12 protein-coding genes and 1 riboswitch are annotated in these 15,474 nt (G+C 74.8%); of the genes, 4 read left to right on the top strand and 8 right to left on the bottom strand.

Translation table 11 applies throughout. From position 1 onward, the window contains the following. Positions 1-15: 15 nt before the first annotated feature. The 3 genes from BJP25_RS08260 to BJP25_RS08250 form a co-directional block, all read right to left on the bottom strand. On the bottom strand, positions 16-540 hold the full coding sequence (locus BJP25_RS08260) for a hypothetical protein (RefSeq protein ID WP_075974228.1): 525 nt from the start codon (positions 538-540) through the stop codon (positions 16-18). Between the two features lie 87 nt (positions 541-627). Further along, positions 628-1,389 carry a pirin family protein gene (locus tag BJP25_RS08255; protein ID WP_075974227.1) on the bottom strand — a complete coding sequence of 254 codons (762 nt, stop codon included), beginning with the start codon at positions 1,387-1,389 and terminating at the stop codon, positions 628-630. Positions 1,390-1,505: 116 nt separating this feature from the next. Next, positions 1,506-2,288, bottom strand: coding sequence for a DeoR/GlpR family DNA-binding transcription regulator (locus BJP25_RS08250; RefSeq protein ID WP_075974226.1), 783 nt, complete (start codon positions 2,286-2,288; stop codon positions 1,506-1,508). A 120-nt stretch (positions 2,289-2,408) separates the two neighbouring features. On the opposite strand from BJP25_RS08250, the gene BJP25_RS08245 reads away from it, so the two are divergent. Next, positions 2,409-3,320 carry an ROK family protein gene (locus tag BJP25_RS08245; RefSeq protein WP_075974225.1) on the top strand — a complete coding sequence of 304 codons (912 nt, stop codon included), beginning with the start codon at positions 2,409-2,411 and terminating at the stop codon, positions 3,318-3,320. Here the strand turns inward: BJP25_RS08245 and BJP25_RS08240 are convergent. From BJP25_RS08240 to cobN, 5 genes are all read right to left on the bottom strand, one after another. Continuing rightward, positions 3,298-4,074 carry a thioesterase family protein gene (locus BJP25_RS08240; protein ID WP_075974224.1) on the bottom strand — a complete coding sequence of 259 codons (777 nt, stop codon included), beginning with the start codon at positions 4,072-4,074 and terminating at the stop codon, positions 3,298-3,300. The genes BJP25_RS08245 and BJP25_RS08240 overlap by 23 nt on opposite strands. A gap of 38 nt (positions 4,075-4,112) precedes the next feature. Further along, positions 4,113-6,689 carry a bifunctional FO biosynthesis protein CofGH gene (locus BJP25_RS08235; protein WP_075974223.1) on the bottom strand — a complete coding sequence of 859 codons (2,577 nt, stop codon included), beginning with the start codon at positions 6,687-6,689 and terminating at the stop codon, positions 4,113-4,115. A 137-nt stretch (positions 6,690-6,826) separates the two neighbouring features. Continuing rightward, positions 6,827-7,498, bottom strand: a complete 672-nt coding sequence (locus BJP25_RS08230) for a DoxX family membrane protein (RefSeq protein WP_075974222.1) — start codon at positions 7,496-7,498, stop codon at positions 6,827-6,829. Positions 7,499-7,652: 154 nt separating this feature from the next. Further along, complete coding sequence (locus tag BJP25_RS08225; RefSeq protein WP_075974221.1) at positions 7,653-8,168, bottom strand: hemerythrin domain-containing protein; 516 nt, start codon at positions 8,166-8,168, stop codon at positions 7,653-7,655. A gap of 218 nt (positions 8,169-8,386) precedes the next feature. Next, positions 8,387-11,971 (bottom strand): cobaltochelatase subunit CobN, encoded by a 3,585-nt coding sequence (cobN, locus tag BJP25_RS08220; protein ID WP_075974220.1) that lies wholly within the window; start codon positions 11,969-11,971, stop codon positions 8,387-8,389. Positions 11,972-12,019: 48 nt separating this feature from the next. After that, positions 12,020-12,095: riboswitch (cobalamin riboswitch) on the bottom strand. A gap of 42 nt (positions 12,096-12,137) precedes the next feature. Between cobN and BJP25_RS08215 the strand changes: the two genes are divergently transcribed. The 3 genes from BJP25_RS08215 to BJP25_RS08205 all read left to right on the top strand — a co-directional run bounded on the left by BJP25_RS08215 (position 12,138) and on the right by BJP25_RS08205 (position 15,473). Next, a complete protein-coding gene (locus BJP25_RS08215) occupies positions 12,138-13,256 on the top strand; it encodes a hypothetical protein (RefSeq protein ID WP_084793791.1) in 1,119 nt (372 codons plus the stop codon). Positions 13,257-13,335: 79 nt separating this feature from the next. Next, entirely contained in the window at positions 13,336-13,962 is a 627-nt protein-coding gene (locus BJP25_RS08210) for a precorrin-8X methylmutase (RefSeq protein ID WP_075974219.1), read from the top strand. After that, positions 13,959-15,473: a precorrin-2 C(20)-methyltransferase gene (locus BJP25_RS08205; protein WP_075974218.1), complete on the top strand. Its 1,515-nt coding sequence runs from the start codon at positions 13,959-13,961 to the stop codon at positions 15,471-15,473. Before BJP25_RS08210 ends, BJP25_RS08205 begins: the two co-directional genes overlap by 4 nt. Position 15,474 lies beyond the last annotated feature (1 nt).

Below are 15,474 nucleotides of genomic sequence, written 5' to 3'. Positions count from 1 at the left end.
GCGCTCGGCAGGGCATCAGCCGTAGGCCAGGTGGCGGATGTCGTACCGGGTGGTCCGCGTGTCGCCCTCCACGGTCAGCCAGACCGGGTCGTCGAAGGGGACACTGGCGACCACCACGATCACCGGGTCGCCGTCGGGGACCGTGCGGGGGTCGATGGCGCGGGAGCCGCCCGCGGTGTCGATGGTGATGCGCTCGGCGTGGTCGTCGGACTCCTCCCGGACCACCCGGATGACGACGAGCTCGTGGCCCTCCGGCGCGATGACGTCCCAGTCGGTCTCCATGTCGAGCTGGGCGGCGGCCTCCGCGGGCAACGTCCGCACCACCGCCACCGACGTGACCCTGCCCTCGACCGGCGGCGCGGTGAACCGGCCCCGGTCGGCCGGGACCGGGTCACCCACCTGACCGAGGCCGACGACCGTGTTGACGCGCAGCAGCGAGGCCGACGCCTCGTAGCTCTGCCTGCACCCCGCCAACGCCGACAGCGCCAGCAGCACGGCCGACCACGCCGGCGCGCGTTCACCCCCGAGCTTGAGCTTCATGGCACGAGCATCCCGCACGCCCGGCGGGAAGGGGCCCGATCCCGCGAGCAGGCGCCGAGGTCGGGGACGGACACGCGCCGTGGCGGCTCAGCCCAGGACGAGCTGGGCGTGCATCTCCCACACCAGGATCTCCGCGCCCTCGGGCCCCGCGGTCACCCGCTGCCCGCCGGTGGCGGTCATCCGCGCCGCGTCGCCGGTCGACAGGGGGCCGGAGCCCTCCAGCGACACCGAGCCCACGGGCACGAACAGGTGCAGGAACGGCGCCTCGGGCAGGGTGACCTCCCCACCGGGGGCGAGCCGCGCCGCGTAGAGGGCGGCGTGCTTCTGCCCGATGCGGATCGCCGCCTCACCCTCGTGCCGCGCCATCCCCGACGCGACGGGGACGAGGTTGCCCGCGAGCAGCTCGGCGTCGATCTCCAGCTGCTCGTACCCCGGCTTGGTGCCGGACTCGTCGGGCACCACCCACATCTGGATGAAGTGCACGGGCTCCCGGTGCTCGGGCTCGCCGGACAGCCGCCAGGAGTCGTTCTTCTCCGAGTGCAGGATCCCGGTGCCCGCGCTCATCCGCTGGGCCAGGCCCGGGTAGATGATGCCGTTGTGCCCCTCGGAGTCCTGGTGGACCAGGGCGCCGCGCAGCACCCAGGTGACGATCTCCATGTCCCGGTGCGGGTGGGTCTCGAACCCCGCCCCCGGCGTCACCACGTCGTCGTTGTTCACCAGCAGCAGCCCGTGGTGGGTGTTGGCCGGGTCGTGGTGGTGGCCGAAGGAGAACGAGTGCTTGGAGTCCAGCCAGCTGATCTTCGTCGCGTACCGGTCCCCCGCCGTGCGGATGTCCACGCCCGTGCTCATCGCGCCCACTCCCCTGGATCCATATCGTCAAGCTCTCAACTACCTGACGGCAACACTAGCCCCATGTAGTTGCAGTGTCAACGACAGGGGTCCTCCGCCGGGTGCCCGCCAGGCGGTCAGACCGCCTCGACCGGGACGCCCGCGGCGGTGAAGCCCGCGAGGGTGGTGGGGTCGGCGCCGGTGTCGGTGATGAGGAGGTCGACGGCGGTCGGCGGGCAGATGCGGGCGAAGGCGTTGGCGCCGATCTTGGTGCTGTCGGCGGTGATGACCACGCGGCGGGAGCGGGCGGCCATGAGGCGGTTGACGGTGGCCTCGCCCTCGTGGTGGGCGTAGGCGCCGAGGCGGGGGTCGATGGCGTCGACGCCGAGGAACAGCAGGTCGAGGGTCAGCTCCTCGATGATGAAGGCCGAGAGCGGGCCGGTGAGCTCGAAGGACTGGGGGCGGGCGACGCCGCCGGTGACGACGATCTTGACGTGCGGGCGGACGGCGAGCTCGTTGGCGATGTTGAGCGCGTTGGTGACGACGGTGAAGGCCGGTTCGCCCGGGGTGGTGGCGGCCGGGCGGACGGCCAGCGCCCTGGCGATCTCGGTGGTGGTGGTGCCGCCGTTGAGGCCGACCACCATGCCCTTGGCCACCAGGGCGGCCGCGGCCTTGCCGATGCGCTCCTTCTGCGAGGTGTTGCGCGCGGTCTTGTAGCGCAGGGGCAGGTCGTAGGCGGTGTTGTTGGCCACCGCCCCGCCCCGGGTCCTGGTGAGCAGCTGCTGCTCGGCCAGGTGGTCGAGGTCGCGGCGGATGGTGGCGGCGGAGACGGCGAGCTCGGCGGCGAGGTCGTCGACGTCGACCTTGCCGCGGGTGCCGAGCAGGTCGAGCAGGGTGCTCAGGCGCTCGTAGCGGTCCACCGACGCTCCCCTCCGTGGTCGTGGCGACCGGGGCAGTATCGCGCACTCTTGGCTTCGCGTGCGAGATCACGCAGTATTCACCGCGTCCACGAACACGTTCACGCGATCGCGGGAGGCCGGATGGACCAGCGGGCGGTGGTGGCGGTCGACATCGGCGGCACGGCGGTGAAGGCCGCGCTGGTGTCGGCCGAGCTGGTGGCGCTGCGCGAGCTGCGCAGGCCCAGCGAGCGCGCGGGCGGGGCGGTGGCCCTGGCGCCGGTGGCCGCGATGATCACCGAACTGGCCGCCGACGCCGAGGTCGTCGGGGTCGGGGTGGTGGTGCCGGGCATCGTCGACGACGCCGCGGGGGTGGTCCGGGCGGCGGTCAACCTGGGCTGGGTGGACCTGCCGCTGCGCGCCGAGCTGGCCGCGGCGGTGGGGCTGCCGCTGCGGGTGGGCCACGACGTGCGCGCGGGCGGGCTGGCGGAGTTCACCGTGGGCGCCGCGGCCGGGGTGGCCAACGCCTTCTTCACCGCCATCGGCACCGGCATCGCCGCCGCGGCCAAGGTCGACGGGCACCTGCTGGCGGGCGGCGGGTACGCGGGCGAGTTCGGGCACATCGTCGTGGACCAGGCGGGGGACGTGTGCGGGTGCGGCACGGTGGGCTGCCTGGAGACCCTGGCCGCCGCCCCGGCGCTGCCCCGCCGCTACCGGGCGCTGACCGGCGTCGAGCGCACCGCGCAGGAGATCGCGGGCTTGGTGGGCGCCGACCCGGCGGCCACCCTGGTGTGGGAGGACGCCGTGCGGGCGCTGGGCACGGCACTGCACACCGCGGTGACCCTGTTCGGCCCCGAGGTCGTCGTCCTCGGCGGCGGGCTGTCGGAGGCGGGCGCGGCGCTGGTCGACCCGGTGGCCGCCGACCTGGACCGGCGGCTGTCCTTCCAGCGCAGGCCGCGGGTGGTGCGCGCGGCGCTGGGCCAGCAGGCGGGCCGGGCGGGCGCGGCGCTGATGGCGTGGGAGGCGGCGGGCATCACGCCAGCGGCCGCACTGTGAGCACCTGCTCGGCGCGGCCCACCGGCCCGCGCAGGTCGTGCAGGGTCGTGCTGGTCAGCCCCTGCCCGGTCGCGCCGAACACGACCGAGGTGTCGAACCCGACCCACTCCCCCTCCGGCTGGCGGAACAGGTGGACGGTGAGGTCGAGGTTCGGGAACGCCCACTTGGCCGGGTGCTCCCGCACGGCGATCCCGTTGGCCGTGTCCACCAGCCCGAGGAACCGGGCCACCGGGCTGACCCGCTCGCCCCGCACGAGCGCGGTCGGGGTGCGCAGCCAGGCGACCACGCGCCCCGGCTCGGGCCCGGACACCACGCGCAGGTCGACGCCCTCGATGTAGCCGCCGGGCCACAGCTCGGTGATCGGGTGCGGGGGCAGGTCGTGCGGGGGCGGCAGGGCCGGGCCCGCCCCACCCGCGACCGCCGCCGTGTCCGAGGTGGACAACCGCCAGACGCGGGCCACCGCCACCGACCGCCCCGCGGCGGAGGCCGTCGCCTCCACCAGCTCCACCGTGCGGCCCGGCCGCAGCACGCGGACCGCCACCTCGAACTCGGCCATCCCGATGACCCCGAGGATGTCCACCGACACCCGCGAGACGACCTTGTCCGACGGCGCGCCCCGGTCGACCGCGTGCGCCAGCAGGCCGATCAGCGGGCTGATGTGCTGCTCGGCGGTGTTCCACGCCCCTCCCGTGTGGACGGTGGGGAGGAACGTGGTGTCACCCGTTCGCACGAAGTAGGAGTCCGCTGCGGTCATGCGGCCACCCTAACCCCGGCGCGGGTGCGCCCCCCGGCTCACACCAGGGGGAGCATCGACGGCCGCCACACGCCGTCGTGGGCCAGGGCGGCGTCCCGGCGCTCGACCGGGACCTCGCCGTAGGTCGTCGTCCGCTGGCGCGCGGGGCGCCCCGCGGCGGCGGCCAGGGCTTCGAGGTCGGCGATGGTCTTGTAGCTGCCGTTGTCGCTGCCCGCCATGCGGCTGATGGTCTCCTCCATGAGCGTGCCGCCGAGGTCGTTGACGCCGCCGTTGAGCACGTCCACGACGCCCTCGTCGCCCAGCTTCACCCAGCTGGTCTGGATGTTGTCGATGCGCCCGTGCAGCAGGACGCGGGCGAGGGCGTGGACGGCGCGGTTCTCCAGCTGGGTGGGCCCCGGGCGGGCGATGCCCGCCAGGTAGAGGGGGGCGTTGGTGTGGACGAAGGGCAGCAGGACGAACTCGGTGAAGCCGCCGGTGCGGTCCTGCAAGCGGGCCAGCAGCTTGAGGTGGGCGACCCAGTGGGCGGGGGTGTCGACGTGGCCGTACATCATCGTGGAGGTGGTGGGGATGCCGAGGTCGTGCGCGGTGGTCACCACGTCGACCCACGCGGCGGTGGGCAGCTTGCCCTTGGTCAGCACCCAGCGGACCTCGTCGTCGAGGATCTCCGCGGCGGTGCCGGGCAGCGAGTCCACCCCGGACTCCTTGGCCGCGGTGAGCCAGTCCCGGGTGGACAGGTTCGCCCGGCCCGCGCCGTTGACGACCTCCATCGGGGAGAAGGCGTGCACGTGCAGGCCGGGCGCGCGCTTCTTCACCTCGGCGGCGATGTCGAAGTAGGCGGTGCCGGGCAGGTCGGGGTGGATGCCGCCCTGCATGCACACCTCGGTGGCGCCGACCGACCAGGCCTGGTCGGCGCGCTGGCCCACCTGCTCCAGCGACAGGGTGTAGGCGTCGGCGTCGGTGCGGCGCTGGGCGAAGGCGCAGAAGCGGCAGCCGGTGTAGCAGACGTTGGTGAAGTTGATGTTGCGGGTGACCACGTAGGTGACCTCGTCGCCGACCGCGTCGCGGCGCAGGCCGTCGGCCAGGGCGGCCAGGGCGGTGATCTCCGCGCCGGGCCCCGCCGAGAGCAGCACCAGGGCGTCGGCGTCGGACAGCCCCGCCGGGTCGGCCTCGGCGTGGCGCAGGGCGGTCAGGAACTCCGGGCGGGCCGCGCCACCGGTGCCCCGGAGCGGGCCGGTGCCGGTGGGCACCTGGGTGCGCAGCTCGTCCCAGTCGCCGTAGACGGAGTCGAAGTCGTCGCGCCGGTCGCCGGTGCGGCCGTCGGTGTCGATGGTGGTGTTGAGGTCGGTGCGGCCGCTGGCCACCAGCGGCACCTCGGGCTCCTGCCACGGGCGGCCCACCACGGGCGCGTCCGCGACCGCGAGGCCGGTGGCCGGGTCGGCCAGGGCGTCGACGTGCGGGCGCAGCCGGGGGTCGAGCCACGGCTCGCCCTTGAGCACGTACTCGGGGTAGATCGTCAGCCGCTCGGCCAACCGGTAGCCCGCGGCTGCGGTCTGCTCGGCCAGCGCGTCGAGCTGCGGCCAGGGGCGCTCGGGGTTGACGTGGTCGGGGGTCAGCGGCGACACCCCGCCCCAGTCGTCGATGCCTGCGCGCACCAGCAGGTCGAACTCGCCGCCGATGAGGTTCGGCGGGGCCTGGATGCGCACCTTCGGCCCGAGCAGCACCCGCGCCACCGCCACGGTCGCGGCCAGTTCCTCGGCCTCGGCGTCGGGCGTGGCGCGCATCGCGGTGTCCGGCTTCGCGCGGAAGTTCTGCACGATGACCTCCTGGACGCCGCCGTACTGGCGCGCCACCCCCCGGATGGCGAACAGCGACTCCACCCGGTCGGCCACCGTCTCCCCGATGCCGATGAGGATGCCGGTGGTGAACGGCACCGCCGAGCGGCCCGCGTCCTCCAGCACCCGCAGCCGCACCGCGGGTTCCTTGTCCGGGGAGCCGTAGTGCGGGCCGCCCGGCTTGGCCCAGAGGTCGGTGGCGGTGGTCTCCAGCATCATCCCCATCGACGGCGCGACGGGCTTGAGCCGCTGGAGGTCCGACCAGGACAGCACGCCGGGGTTGAGGTGCGGCAGCAGCCCGGTCTCCTCCAGCACGCGGATCGCCATGGCGCGAACGTAGGACAGGGTGTCCGGGTAGCCCGCGGCCTCCAGCCAGTCGCGCGCGGCCTCCCAGCGGTCCTCGGGCCGGTCCCCGAGGGTGAACAGCGCTTCCTTGCACCCCGCTGCGGCGCCCTGCCTGGCGATCTCCAGCACCTCGTCCGGGCTGAGGAACGGGGCGGGCAGCCTGCCGGGGACGGTGGCGAACGTGCAGTAGTGGCAGCGGTCGCGGCACAGCCGGGTGAGCGGGATGAACACCTTCTTGGAGTAGGTGATCACCCCGGGGCGGCCCGCGGCCTCCAGCCCGGCGTCGCGCACCCGGCCCGCGGTGGCCAGCAGGTCGTCGAGGTGGGCGCCGCGGGCGTGCAGCAGCACCTCGGCCTCGGTGCGGTCGACGCTCACCCCGTCCCGGGCGCGGCGCAGGGCTCGGCGGAGCGCGGACTCGCTGGGGGTGGTGGTGCTCATCCCCCCAGGCTAGTCATGGCGGAGGGTGGGGCCGCGCGGCCGCGGTGGTGATCTCGTCCACCGGGAGGTGCCCTCGGGTTGGGAATAAGCAGGGGCCCCGGTGGCGGTCCACCGGGGCCCCGACGTCGAACAGGTGCTCAGCCGGGCAGGGTCTCCGCGAGCGCCTTGCGGGCCCGCTTCTGCGCCTTGGCCGCGGCCTTCGCCGCAGACTTCTGCGCCTGGCCGACCGCCTTCTGGGCCTTGTCCGCCGCGCTGCCGACCTGGCTGCCGACCTGCTTGGGCGCCCGGGTCACCGCCTCGGTCACCGACTCGGTGGTGTCCGCGGTCCACGCGCCGAAGTCCTGGGCCGTGCGGCCGAGCTTGCGGCCCGCCCGCTTGGCCCGCCACGCCACCGAGGGCTTGCCCGCGGTGTCGGCGGAGGCGAGCAGCAGCCCGCCCAGCAGGCTGATGTTCTTGAAGAAGTGGATCTGCTGCTCCTGGCGCCGCTGCGGGTCCTTCTCCTCCCAGAACCGGTGGCCCGCCACCGTGGTGGGGACCAGGCTGCCGGACAGCAGCAGCGCCGCCAGCCGGGGGAACTTGCCCAGCGCGAGCAGCACGCCCGCGCCCACCTTGACCGCCCCGTCCACCTTGACCAGGGTCAGCGCGTCGGTCGGCACCTGCTCGGGCAGCTTGGGGCCGACCTTGTCCAGCGCGTCGGTCAGCAGCGGCTTGGTCATCTCCACGTGCGCCTCGGGGTGGCGCAGCGCGGCGATGCCCCCGCTGATGAAGATGCCCGCCAGCATCGGCCGCGCGATCCTGCGCAGGATCATCGGAGCCGCCTCCTCTCTGTCGTCGGTCCAGGTCTGTCGTCGGTCCAGGTCTGTCGTCGGTCCGGGTCTGTCGGTCGTCCGTCCCGGTCGATCGCCACTTCCCGGCCGGTTTCCCCGGTCGACCGTCGCCGGTCGACCGGGGCTGGTCGATCGGCTAGTCGATCCGGTCCTTGGTCCGCTCGACCAGCTCCTGGACGTGCTCCAGGCTCCCGCACCCGGCCTCGATGCGCTCGTCGCGCACGGTCGCGAACCGCTCCCCCAGCTCCGCGCGCCGCTGGTCGGGCACCGACTCCCTGGCGTCGTTGAGGATCGTCCGCTCCTCCTCGTCGACGTGGTGGTTGATGTCCTTGACCAGCTCCTCGAGCTTGTCCTCCCACTCGTCGGAGGCGGTGTCGGACACCCGCATCAGCGCCAGCAGCGCCACGTGCCCCTCGGCGTGCTCCTCGGCCCCGTGCTCGACCTCGTGGTCGTCGACCCCCTTGAACCGCCGCAGCGCGGGGTACACCTCGGACTCCTCGGCCTCGGCGTGCCCGACCAGCAGGTGCGCCAGCTCCGCCAGCAGCGCCCCCCGGTCGTTGCCGCGGTCCCGCAGGCCCCGGAACAGGTCCTCGAACCGCCGGTGGTCAGCGAGGATCAGGTCGACGACGTCGGTGTTGGTGGTGGTCGGCATGTGGTGGGCCTTCCGTGCTCGGGTTACGCCCCGGGAACTACCCCGGCGCACCCCAGGTCAACCCTGACCGGTACACCGGACGGGCGTACCCGTCCCCAGCAGCGGAGCGGAGGTGGCGGGGCAGGTCAGGTGCCGATCCCGACGCGGTCGGTCCTCCCCGACGAAGACGACCAGAGCCTCGGGCTGCCCGGACCCGGTCGGGTCCGGGCAGCCCGGGGTCACTCGGAGCCTGCCTCGATGTCGCCCTCGACCTCCAGGTAGAGCTGCTGGAGCTGGGCGAGGGTGGCGGGGTCGGGTTCGGCCCACATCTTGCGTTCGGCGGCTTCCAGGAGGCGTTCGGCGATGCCGTGCAGGGCCCAGGGGTTGGACTCGGTGAGGAACTTGCGGTTCTCCGGGTCCAGGGCGTAGGTCTGGGCGAGCTTGTCGTACATCCAGTCCGCGACGACGCCGGTGGTGGCGTCGTAGCCGAACAGGTAGTCGACGGTGGCGGCGAGCTCGAAGGCGCCCTTGTAGCCGTGCCTGCGCATGGCCTCGATCCAGCGGGGGTTGACCACGCGGGAGCGGAAGACGCGGTTGGTCTCCTCCGACAGCGAGCGGGTGCGCACGGCCTCGGGGCGGGTGCTGTCCCCGATGTAGGCGGCCGGGGCCTTGCCGGTGAGCGCGCGCACCGTGGCGATCATGCCGCCGTGGTACTGGAAGTAGTCGTCGGAGTCGGCGATGTCGTGCTCGCGGGTGTCGACGTTCTTGGCCGCCACGGTGATCCGCTTGTAGGCCGACTCCATGTCCTCGCGGGCGGCGACGCCGTCGAGGTCGCGGCCGTAGGCGAACCCGCCCCACACCGCGTAGACCTCAGCCAGGTCCTTGTCGTCGCGCCAGTTGTGCGAGTCGATCAGCGGCAGCAGGCCCGCGCCGTACGCGCCGGGCTTGGAGCCGAAGATGCGGGCGGTGGCCCGGCGCTCGCCCTTGGTGGACTCGGCGCGGACGTGGGCGCGCACGTAGTTGTCCTCGTCGGCCTCGTCCAGCCCGGCGATGAGCCGCACCGCGTCGTCGAGCAGGTACACCACGTGCGGGAAGGCGTCGCGGAAGAACCCGGAGATGCGCACGGTGACGTCGATGCGCGGGCGGCCCAGCTCCGCCAGCGGGATGACCTCCAGGGCGCTGACCCGCCGCGAGGCCTCGTCCCACACCGGGCGGGCGCCCATCAGGGCCAGCACCTCGGCGATGTCGTCGCCCGCGGTGCGCATGGCCGAGGTGCCCCACACCGACAGCCCGACCGAGCGCGGCCACTCGCCGGTGTCCTTGCGGTAGCGCTCGACCAGCGAGTCGGCCATCGCGGACCCGGTCTCCCAGGCCAGCCTGCTCGGCACCGCCTTGGGGTCGACGGAGTAGAAGTTGCGGCCCGTGGGCAGCACGTTGACCAGGCCGCGCAGCGGCGACCCGCTCGGGCCTGCCGGGACGTACCCGCCCGCCAGCGCGTGCAGCACGTTGTCGATCTCGTCGGTGGTCTTGGCCAGCCGGGGCACCACCTCCACGCAGGCGAAGGTCAACACCTCGGCCACCGCCGGGTCGTCGGTGACCTCGGTGACCCGCGCGGCGTCCCAGCCGCGCTCCTCCATGGCCTGCACCAGGGCGAGGGCGCGCGCGTCGATCTCGTCGGTGCGGGTGCGGGACGCGGAGCCGTCCTCGGCCAGGCCCAGCGCCTCGCGCAGGCCGGGCAGCGCGGCGGCCTGCCCGCCCCACATCTGCCGGGCGCGCAGCATCGAGTTGACCAGGTTGACCCTGGCCTCGCCCTCGGGCGCCAGGCCCAGGGTGTGCAGGCCGTCGCGGATCTGCACGTCCTTGATCTCGCACAGCCAGCCGTCGACGTGCAGCAGGAAGTCGTCGAACTCCGCGTCGTGCGGGCGGTCGTCGAGGCCGAGGTCGTGGTCGAGCTTGGCGGCCTGGATGAGCGTCCAGATCTGCGCGCGGATGGCGGGCAGCTTGGCCGGGTCCATCGCGGCGATGTTGGAGTGCTCGTCGAGCAGCTGCTCCAGCCGGGCGATGTCGCCGTAGCTCTCCGCGCGGGCCATCGGCGGGACCAGGTGGTCGACGAGGGTGGCGTGCGCGCGGCGCTTGGCCTGGGTGCCCTCGCCCGGGTCGTTGACCAGGAACGGGTACACCAGCGGCAGGTCGCCCAGGGCGGCGTCGGGCCCGCAGGAGGCGGACAGGCCCAGGTTCTTGCCCGGCAGCCACTCCATGTTGCCGTGCTTGCCCAGGTGCACCACCGCGTGGGCGCCGAAGGTGCGCCGGACCCACTGGTAGGCGGCGAGGTAGTGGTGGCTGGGCGGCAGGTCCGGGTCGTGGTAGATCGCGACCGGGTTCTCCCCGAAGCCGCGCGGCGGCTGGACGATCAGCACGACGTTGCCCGCGCGCAGGGCGGCGAGCACGATCTCGCCCTCGGGGTCGGCGGAGCGGTCGACGAACAGCGACCCGGGGGCCGGGCCCCAGTGCTCCTCCATCGCCTCCCGCAGGTCGGCGGGCAGGGTGTCGAAGAACTCCCGGTACTGGGCGGCGGAGATGCGCACGGGGTTGCCCGCCAGCTTCTCCTCGGTGAGCCAGTCCTCGTCCTGGCCGCCCGCCTCGATCAGGGCGTGGATGAGCGCGTCGCCGTCGCCCGCGGCGATGCCGGGCAGGGCGTCGGGGCCCTCGGCGGGGCCGACGTCGTAGCCGCTGTCGCGCAGGGCGGTGAGCAGCCGGATGGCCGAGGCGGGCGAGTCGAGGCCGACGGCGTTGCCGATGCGCGCGTGCTTGGTCGGGTACGCCGAGAGCATCAGCGCGACCTTCTTCTCCGCCGGGGGCACGTGCCGCAGCCGGGCGTGCGCGACGGCGATCCCGGCCACCCGCAGGGCGCGCTCGGGGTCGGGCACGTACACCGACAGGCCGTCGGCGTCGAGCTCCTTGAACGAGAACGGCACGGTGATCAGGCGCCCGTCGAACTCCGGCACCGCGACCTGGGTGGCGGTGTCCAGCGGGGACAGGCCGTCGTCGGACTCCGCCCAGGCCTCCCGCGACCAGGTGAGCGCGAGGCCCTGCAGGATCGGGATGTCCAGGTCGGCCAGCGCGCCGACGTCCCAGGCGCCGTCGTCGCCCCCGGCGGAGGCGGCGGCGGGCAGCGTGCCGCCCGCCGCGAGCACGGTGACGACCAGGGCGTCGAGGGAGCCCAGCACCTCCAGCAGCTCGGCCGGGGCGGTGCGCAGCGAGGCGCAGTAGACCGGCACGGCCTGCCCGCCCCGCGCCTCCACGGCGTCGGCGAGGGCGGCGATGAAGCCGGTGTTGCCCGCGAGGTGGTGGGCCCGGTAGTAGAGGATGCCGACCCGCGGGCCCTCGGTGCGGGTGGGGGTCCAGTCCAGGCGGCCCCACGCCGACAGCTCGGCCGGGGGCTGGAAGCCGTGGCCGGTCAGCAGCAGCGTGTCGGACAGGAAGTGGGCCAGCTCACGCAGGTTGTCCGGGCCGCCGAAGGCCAGGTAGCGGTGCGCCTCGGAGACCACGCCGCCGGGGGCGGTGGAGCACTCCATCAGCTCGGCGTCGGGGGCCTGCTCGCCGCCGAGCACCACCACCGGGCGCCTGCCCGCGAGCAGCGCGTCGAGGCCCTGCTCCCAGGCGCGGCGGCCGCCGAGCAGCCGCACGACGACGACGTCGACGCCGTCGAGCAGGCCGGGCAGGTCGTCGACGTGCAGGCGGGCCGGGTTGGCCAGCCGGTAGTCCGCGCCGGACGCGCGGGCGGAGAGCAGGTCGGTGTCCGAGGTGGACAGCAGCAGGATCATGGGTCCCTTCCTGGGGTCCGCGCCCCGGGGTCGGTGGGCGACGGCCGGAGTTCCTGGCTCCCCGGGTCCGCGCGGCGGCCCGGGTGACAGTGGCGGGACCGCGCCGGTCTCGCACCGGCTTCCTCCACCTGCCATCGCTGTGTCCCGCTCACCTTATATTCGACGGGTGGCCATCCCCCAGCGCCGATCGGGCGCCGACGCCTGCCCCGGTGCGCTCGACACGCACGCGGCGGCCGACGGCGGCCTGGCCAGGGTGCGCGTGCCCGGCGGCCTGCTGCGCCCGCGGCAGCTGCGCGCGGTGGCCGCGGCGGCCGCGGAGCTGGGCACCCCGGTGCTGGAGCTGACCTCGCGGGCGAACCTGCAGGTGCGCGGCCTGGGGCCGGGCGGGGCGGCGGAGCTGGGCGAGCGGCTGGCCGCGGTGGGGCTGCTGCCCTCGGCCACGCACGAGAAGGTGCGCAACGTGCTGGCCTCGCCGCTGGGCGACCGGCGCGGGGTGGCGGAGCTGGACGCGGCGCTGTGCGCCGACCCGGCCCTGGCCGAGCTGCCGGGGCGCTTCCTCGTGGCCGTCGACGACGGCTCGGGCGACGTGGCGTGGGCGGGCGCGGACGTGGCCGCGCTGCCGGTCGACGGGCGGGTGGCGCTGCTGCTCGGCGGGGCCGACCACGGCGTGCGGGTGGCCCCCGACCAGGTCGTCCCCGCGATCCTGACGGCGGCTCGGGCGTTCCTGGAGCTGCGCGGGCAGCAGTGGCGGATCGCGGAGCTGGGGCCCGGGGTGGCCGAGATCGCGGCGCGCCTGGGCGCTGGTCCGGAGCGGGTTCCGCGCGGCGCCGCGCGCACGGCCGGTCCGATCGGCGCCGTGCGGCTGGGCGGCGGGGCACCCGGGTTCGGCGTGGCCGTGCCGCTGGGCAGGCTGACCCCCGAGCAGGCCGAGCAGCTGGCCCGTCGCGAGTACGCGGTGCTGACGCCGTGGCGCGGCGTGGTCGTGCCGGGCGGCGCCGAGGGCCTGGCGGACGTGGGCCTCATCACCACCGCCGACGACCCCGGGCTGGGCGTGACCTCGTGCACCGGGCTGCCCGGGTGTGGGAAAGCGCACGCGGACGTGCAGTCGCAGGCCCGGCGGCTGAGGGTGGGTGGGCGCGCCGTGCACTGGTCGGGCTGCGACCGGCGGTGCGGGCGGCCCGCGGGCGGCGCGGTCGACGTCGTGGCCGGGCCCGGCGGGTACCTGGTGGACGGCGTGGCCGTGGCCGCCGAGGACGTCGTCGGCGCCGTGGCGGCGGTGCGGTGACCCCGGTGGACCCGGTGGCGGTGGACCCGGTGGCGGTGAACGCGGTGGCAATGACGCTGAGCGCAGTGGGAAGGACGCGGTGAGCGAGTACATCAAGGACGGGGCGGAGATCTACCGGCGGTCGTTCGCGACCATCCGGGCCGAGGCGGACCTGGGCGGGCTGCCCGAGGACGTGGCCAGGGTGGTGGTCCGGATGATCCACGCCTGCGGCATGACCGACCTGGTGGGCGACGTCGCCTACCACCCCGAGGTGGTCTCGTCGGCCCGCGCGGCGCTGCTGGCCGGGCACCCGGTCCTCTGCGACGCCCACATGGTCGCCTCCGGCATCACCCGCCGCAGGCTGCCCGCCGACAACGACGTGCTGTGCACCCTGTCGGACCCGCGCGTGCCCGGCTTGGCCGAGGAGATCGGCAACACCCGCAGCGCGGCGGCGCTGGAGCTGTGGCGCGACCACCTCAACGGGGCCGTGGTGGCCATCGGCAACGCGCCGACCGCGCTGTTCCGGCTGCTGGAGCTGATCGACGCGGGCGCGGGCCGCCCGGCGGCCGTGCTGGGCCTGCCGGTCGGGTTCATCGGCGCCGCGGAGTCCAAGGACGCGCTGGCCGAGCACGGCGGCGGCATCCCGTACCTGGTGGTGCGCGGGCGGCGCGGCGGCTCGGCGATGGCCGTGGCCGCGGTCAACGCGATCGCGAGCGAGCAGGAATGAGCGGCACCCTCTACGGCGTCGGGCTGGGCCCCGGCGACCCCGAGCTGGTCACGGTCAAGGCCGCCCGGCTGATCTCCGGCGCCGACGTCATCGCCTACCACTCCGCCCGCCACGGCCGCTCCATCGCGCGCGGGGTCGCCGAGCCCTACCTGCGCGCGGGCCAGATCGAGGAGCAGCTGGTCTACCCGCTGACGGTCGAGTCCACCGACCACCCCGGCGGGTACGCGGGCGCGATGGCCGACTTCTACGAGTCCGCCGCCGCCCGGCTGGCCGCGCACCTGGACGCGGGCCGCGACGTGGTCGTGCTCGCCGAGGGCGACCCGCTGTTCTACGGCTCCTACATGCACATGCACAAGCGCCTCTGCGGCCGCTACCCCACCGAGGTCGTGCCGGGGGTGACCTCGATCAGCGGCGCCGCCGCGGTGCTGGGCGTGCCGCTGGTCGAGGGCGAGGAGGTGCTGACGGTGCTGCCGGGCACCCTCTCCGCCGAGGCGCTGACCGCCCAGCTCGCGGCGACGGACTCGGCGGCGGTGCTCAAGCTCGGGCGCAACTTCGAGAAGGTGCGCGGGGCGCTGGAGGCCGCGGGCAAGCTCGACCGGGCCCTCTACGTCGAGCGCGCCACCTGGGAGCAGGGCCGCACCGCGCCGCTGGCCGAGGTGGACCCCGGGTCGGTGCCGTACTTCTCGCTGGCGCTGCTGCCCAGCCCGGTCAACGACGGCGTGGCGGCGGGGGTGTCCCCGCACGTGGCCGCGGAGGTGGCCGAGGGGGCGGTGACCGTGGTGGGCACGGGCCCGGCGGGCAGGCCGTGGCTCACCCCGGAGGTGCAGGAGGCGCTGGCCGTCGCCGACGACCTGGTGGGCTACAAGACCTACCTGGCGCGGGTGCCGGTCAACCCCCGCCAGCGCAGGCACGCCTCGGACAACCAGGTGGAGGCCGAGCGCGCCGCGTTCGCCCTCGACCTGGCCAAGCGCGGGCGGCGGGTGGTCGTGGTGTCCTCCGGCGACCCGGGGGTGTTCGCCATGGCCGCGGCGGTGGTGGAGGTCGCCGCCGACCCGCAGTGGAAGGACGTGCCGGTGCGGGTGCTGCCGGGGGTGACCGCGGCGCAGGCGGTGGCCAGCCGGGTCGGGGCGCCGCTGGGGCACGACTTCGCCACCCTCTCGCTGTCCGACCGGCTCAAGCCGTGGGAGGTCATCGTCCGGCGGTTGGCCGCGGTGGCGGGCGCCGACCTGGCGATCGCGATCTACAACCCCAAGTCCAAGGCCCGGCCCTGGCAGTTGGGCGAGGCGCGCGAGGTGCTGCTGCGCCACCGCTCCCCCGACACCCCGGTGGTCGTCGGCCGCGACGTGGGCGGGCCGGAGGAGTCCGTGCGGGTGGTGCGCCTGGCCGACCTGGACCCGGAGACCGTGGACATGCGGTGCCTGCTGCTGGTCGGCTCGTCGCAGACCCGCGTCGTCGAGCGCGGCGACGGCACCACCGCCGTCTACACCCCGCGCACCTACCCGGGGGCCTGAC

Origin of the sequence: Actinokineospora bangkokensis (genome assembly GCF_001940455.1) — a bacterium.
GTDB classification, from domain to species: domain Bacteria; phylum Actinomycetota; class Actinomycetes; order Mycobacteriales; family Pseudonocardiaceae; genus Actinokineospora; species Actinokineospora bangkokensis.
This window is presented reverse-complemented; position numbering and strand designations above follow the sequence as displayed.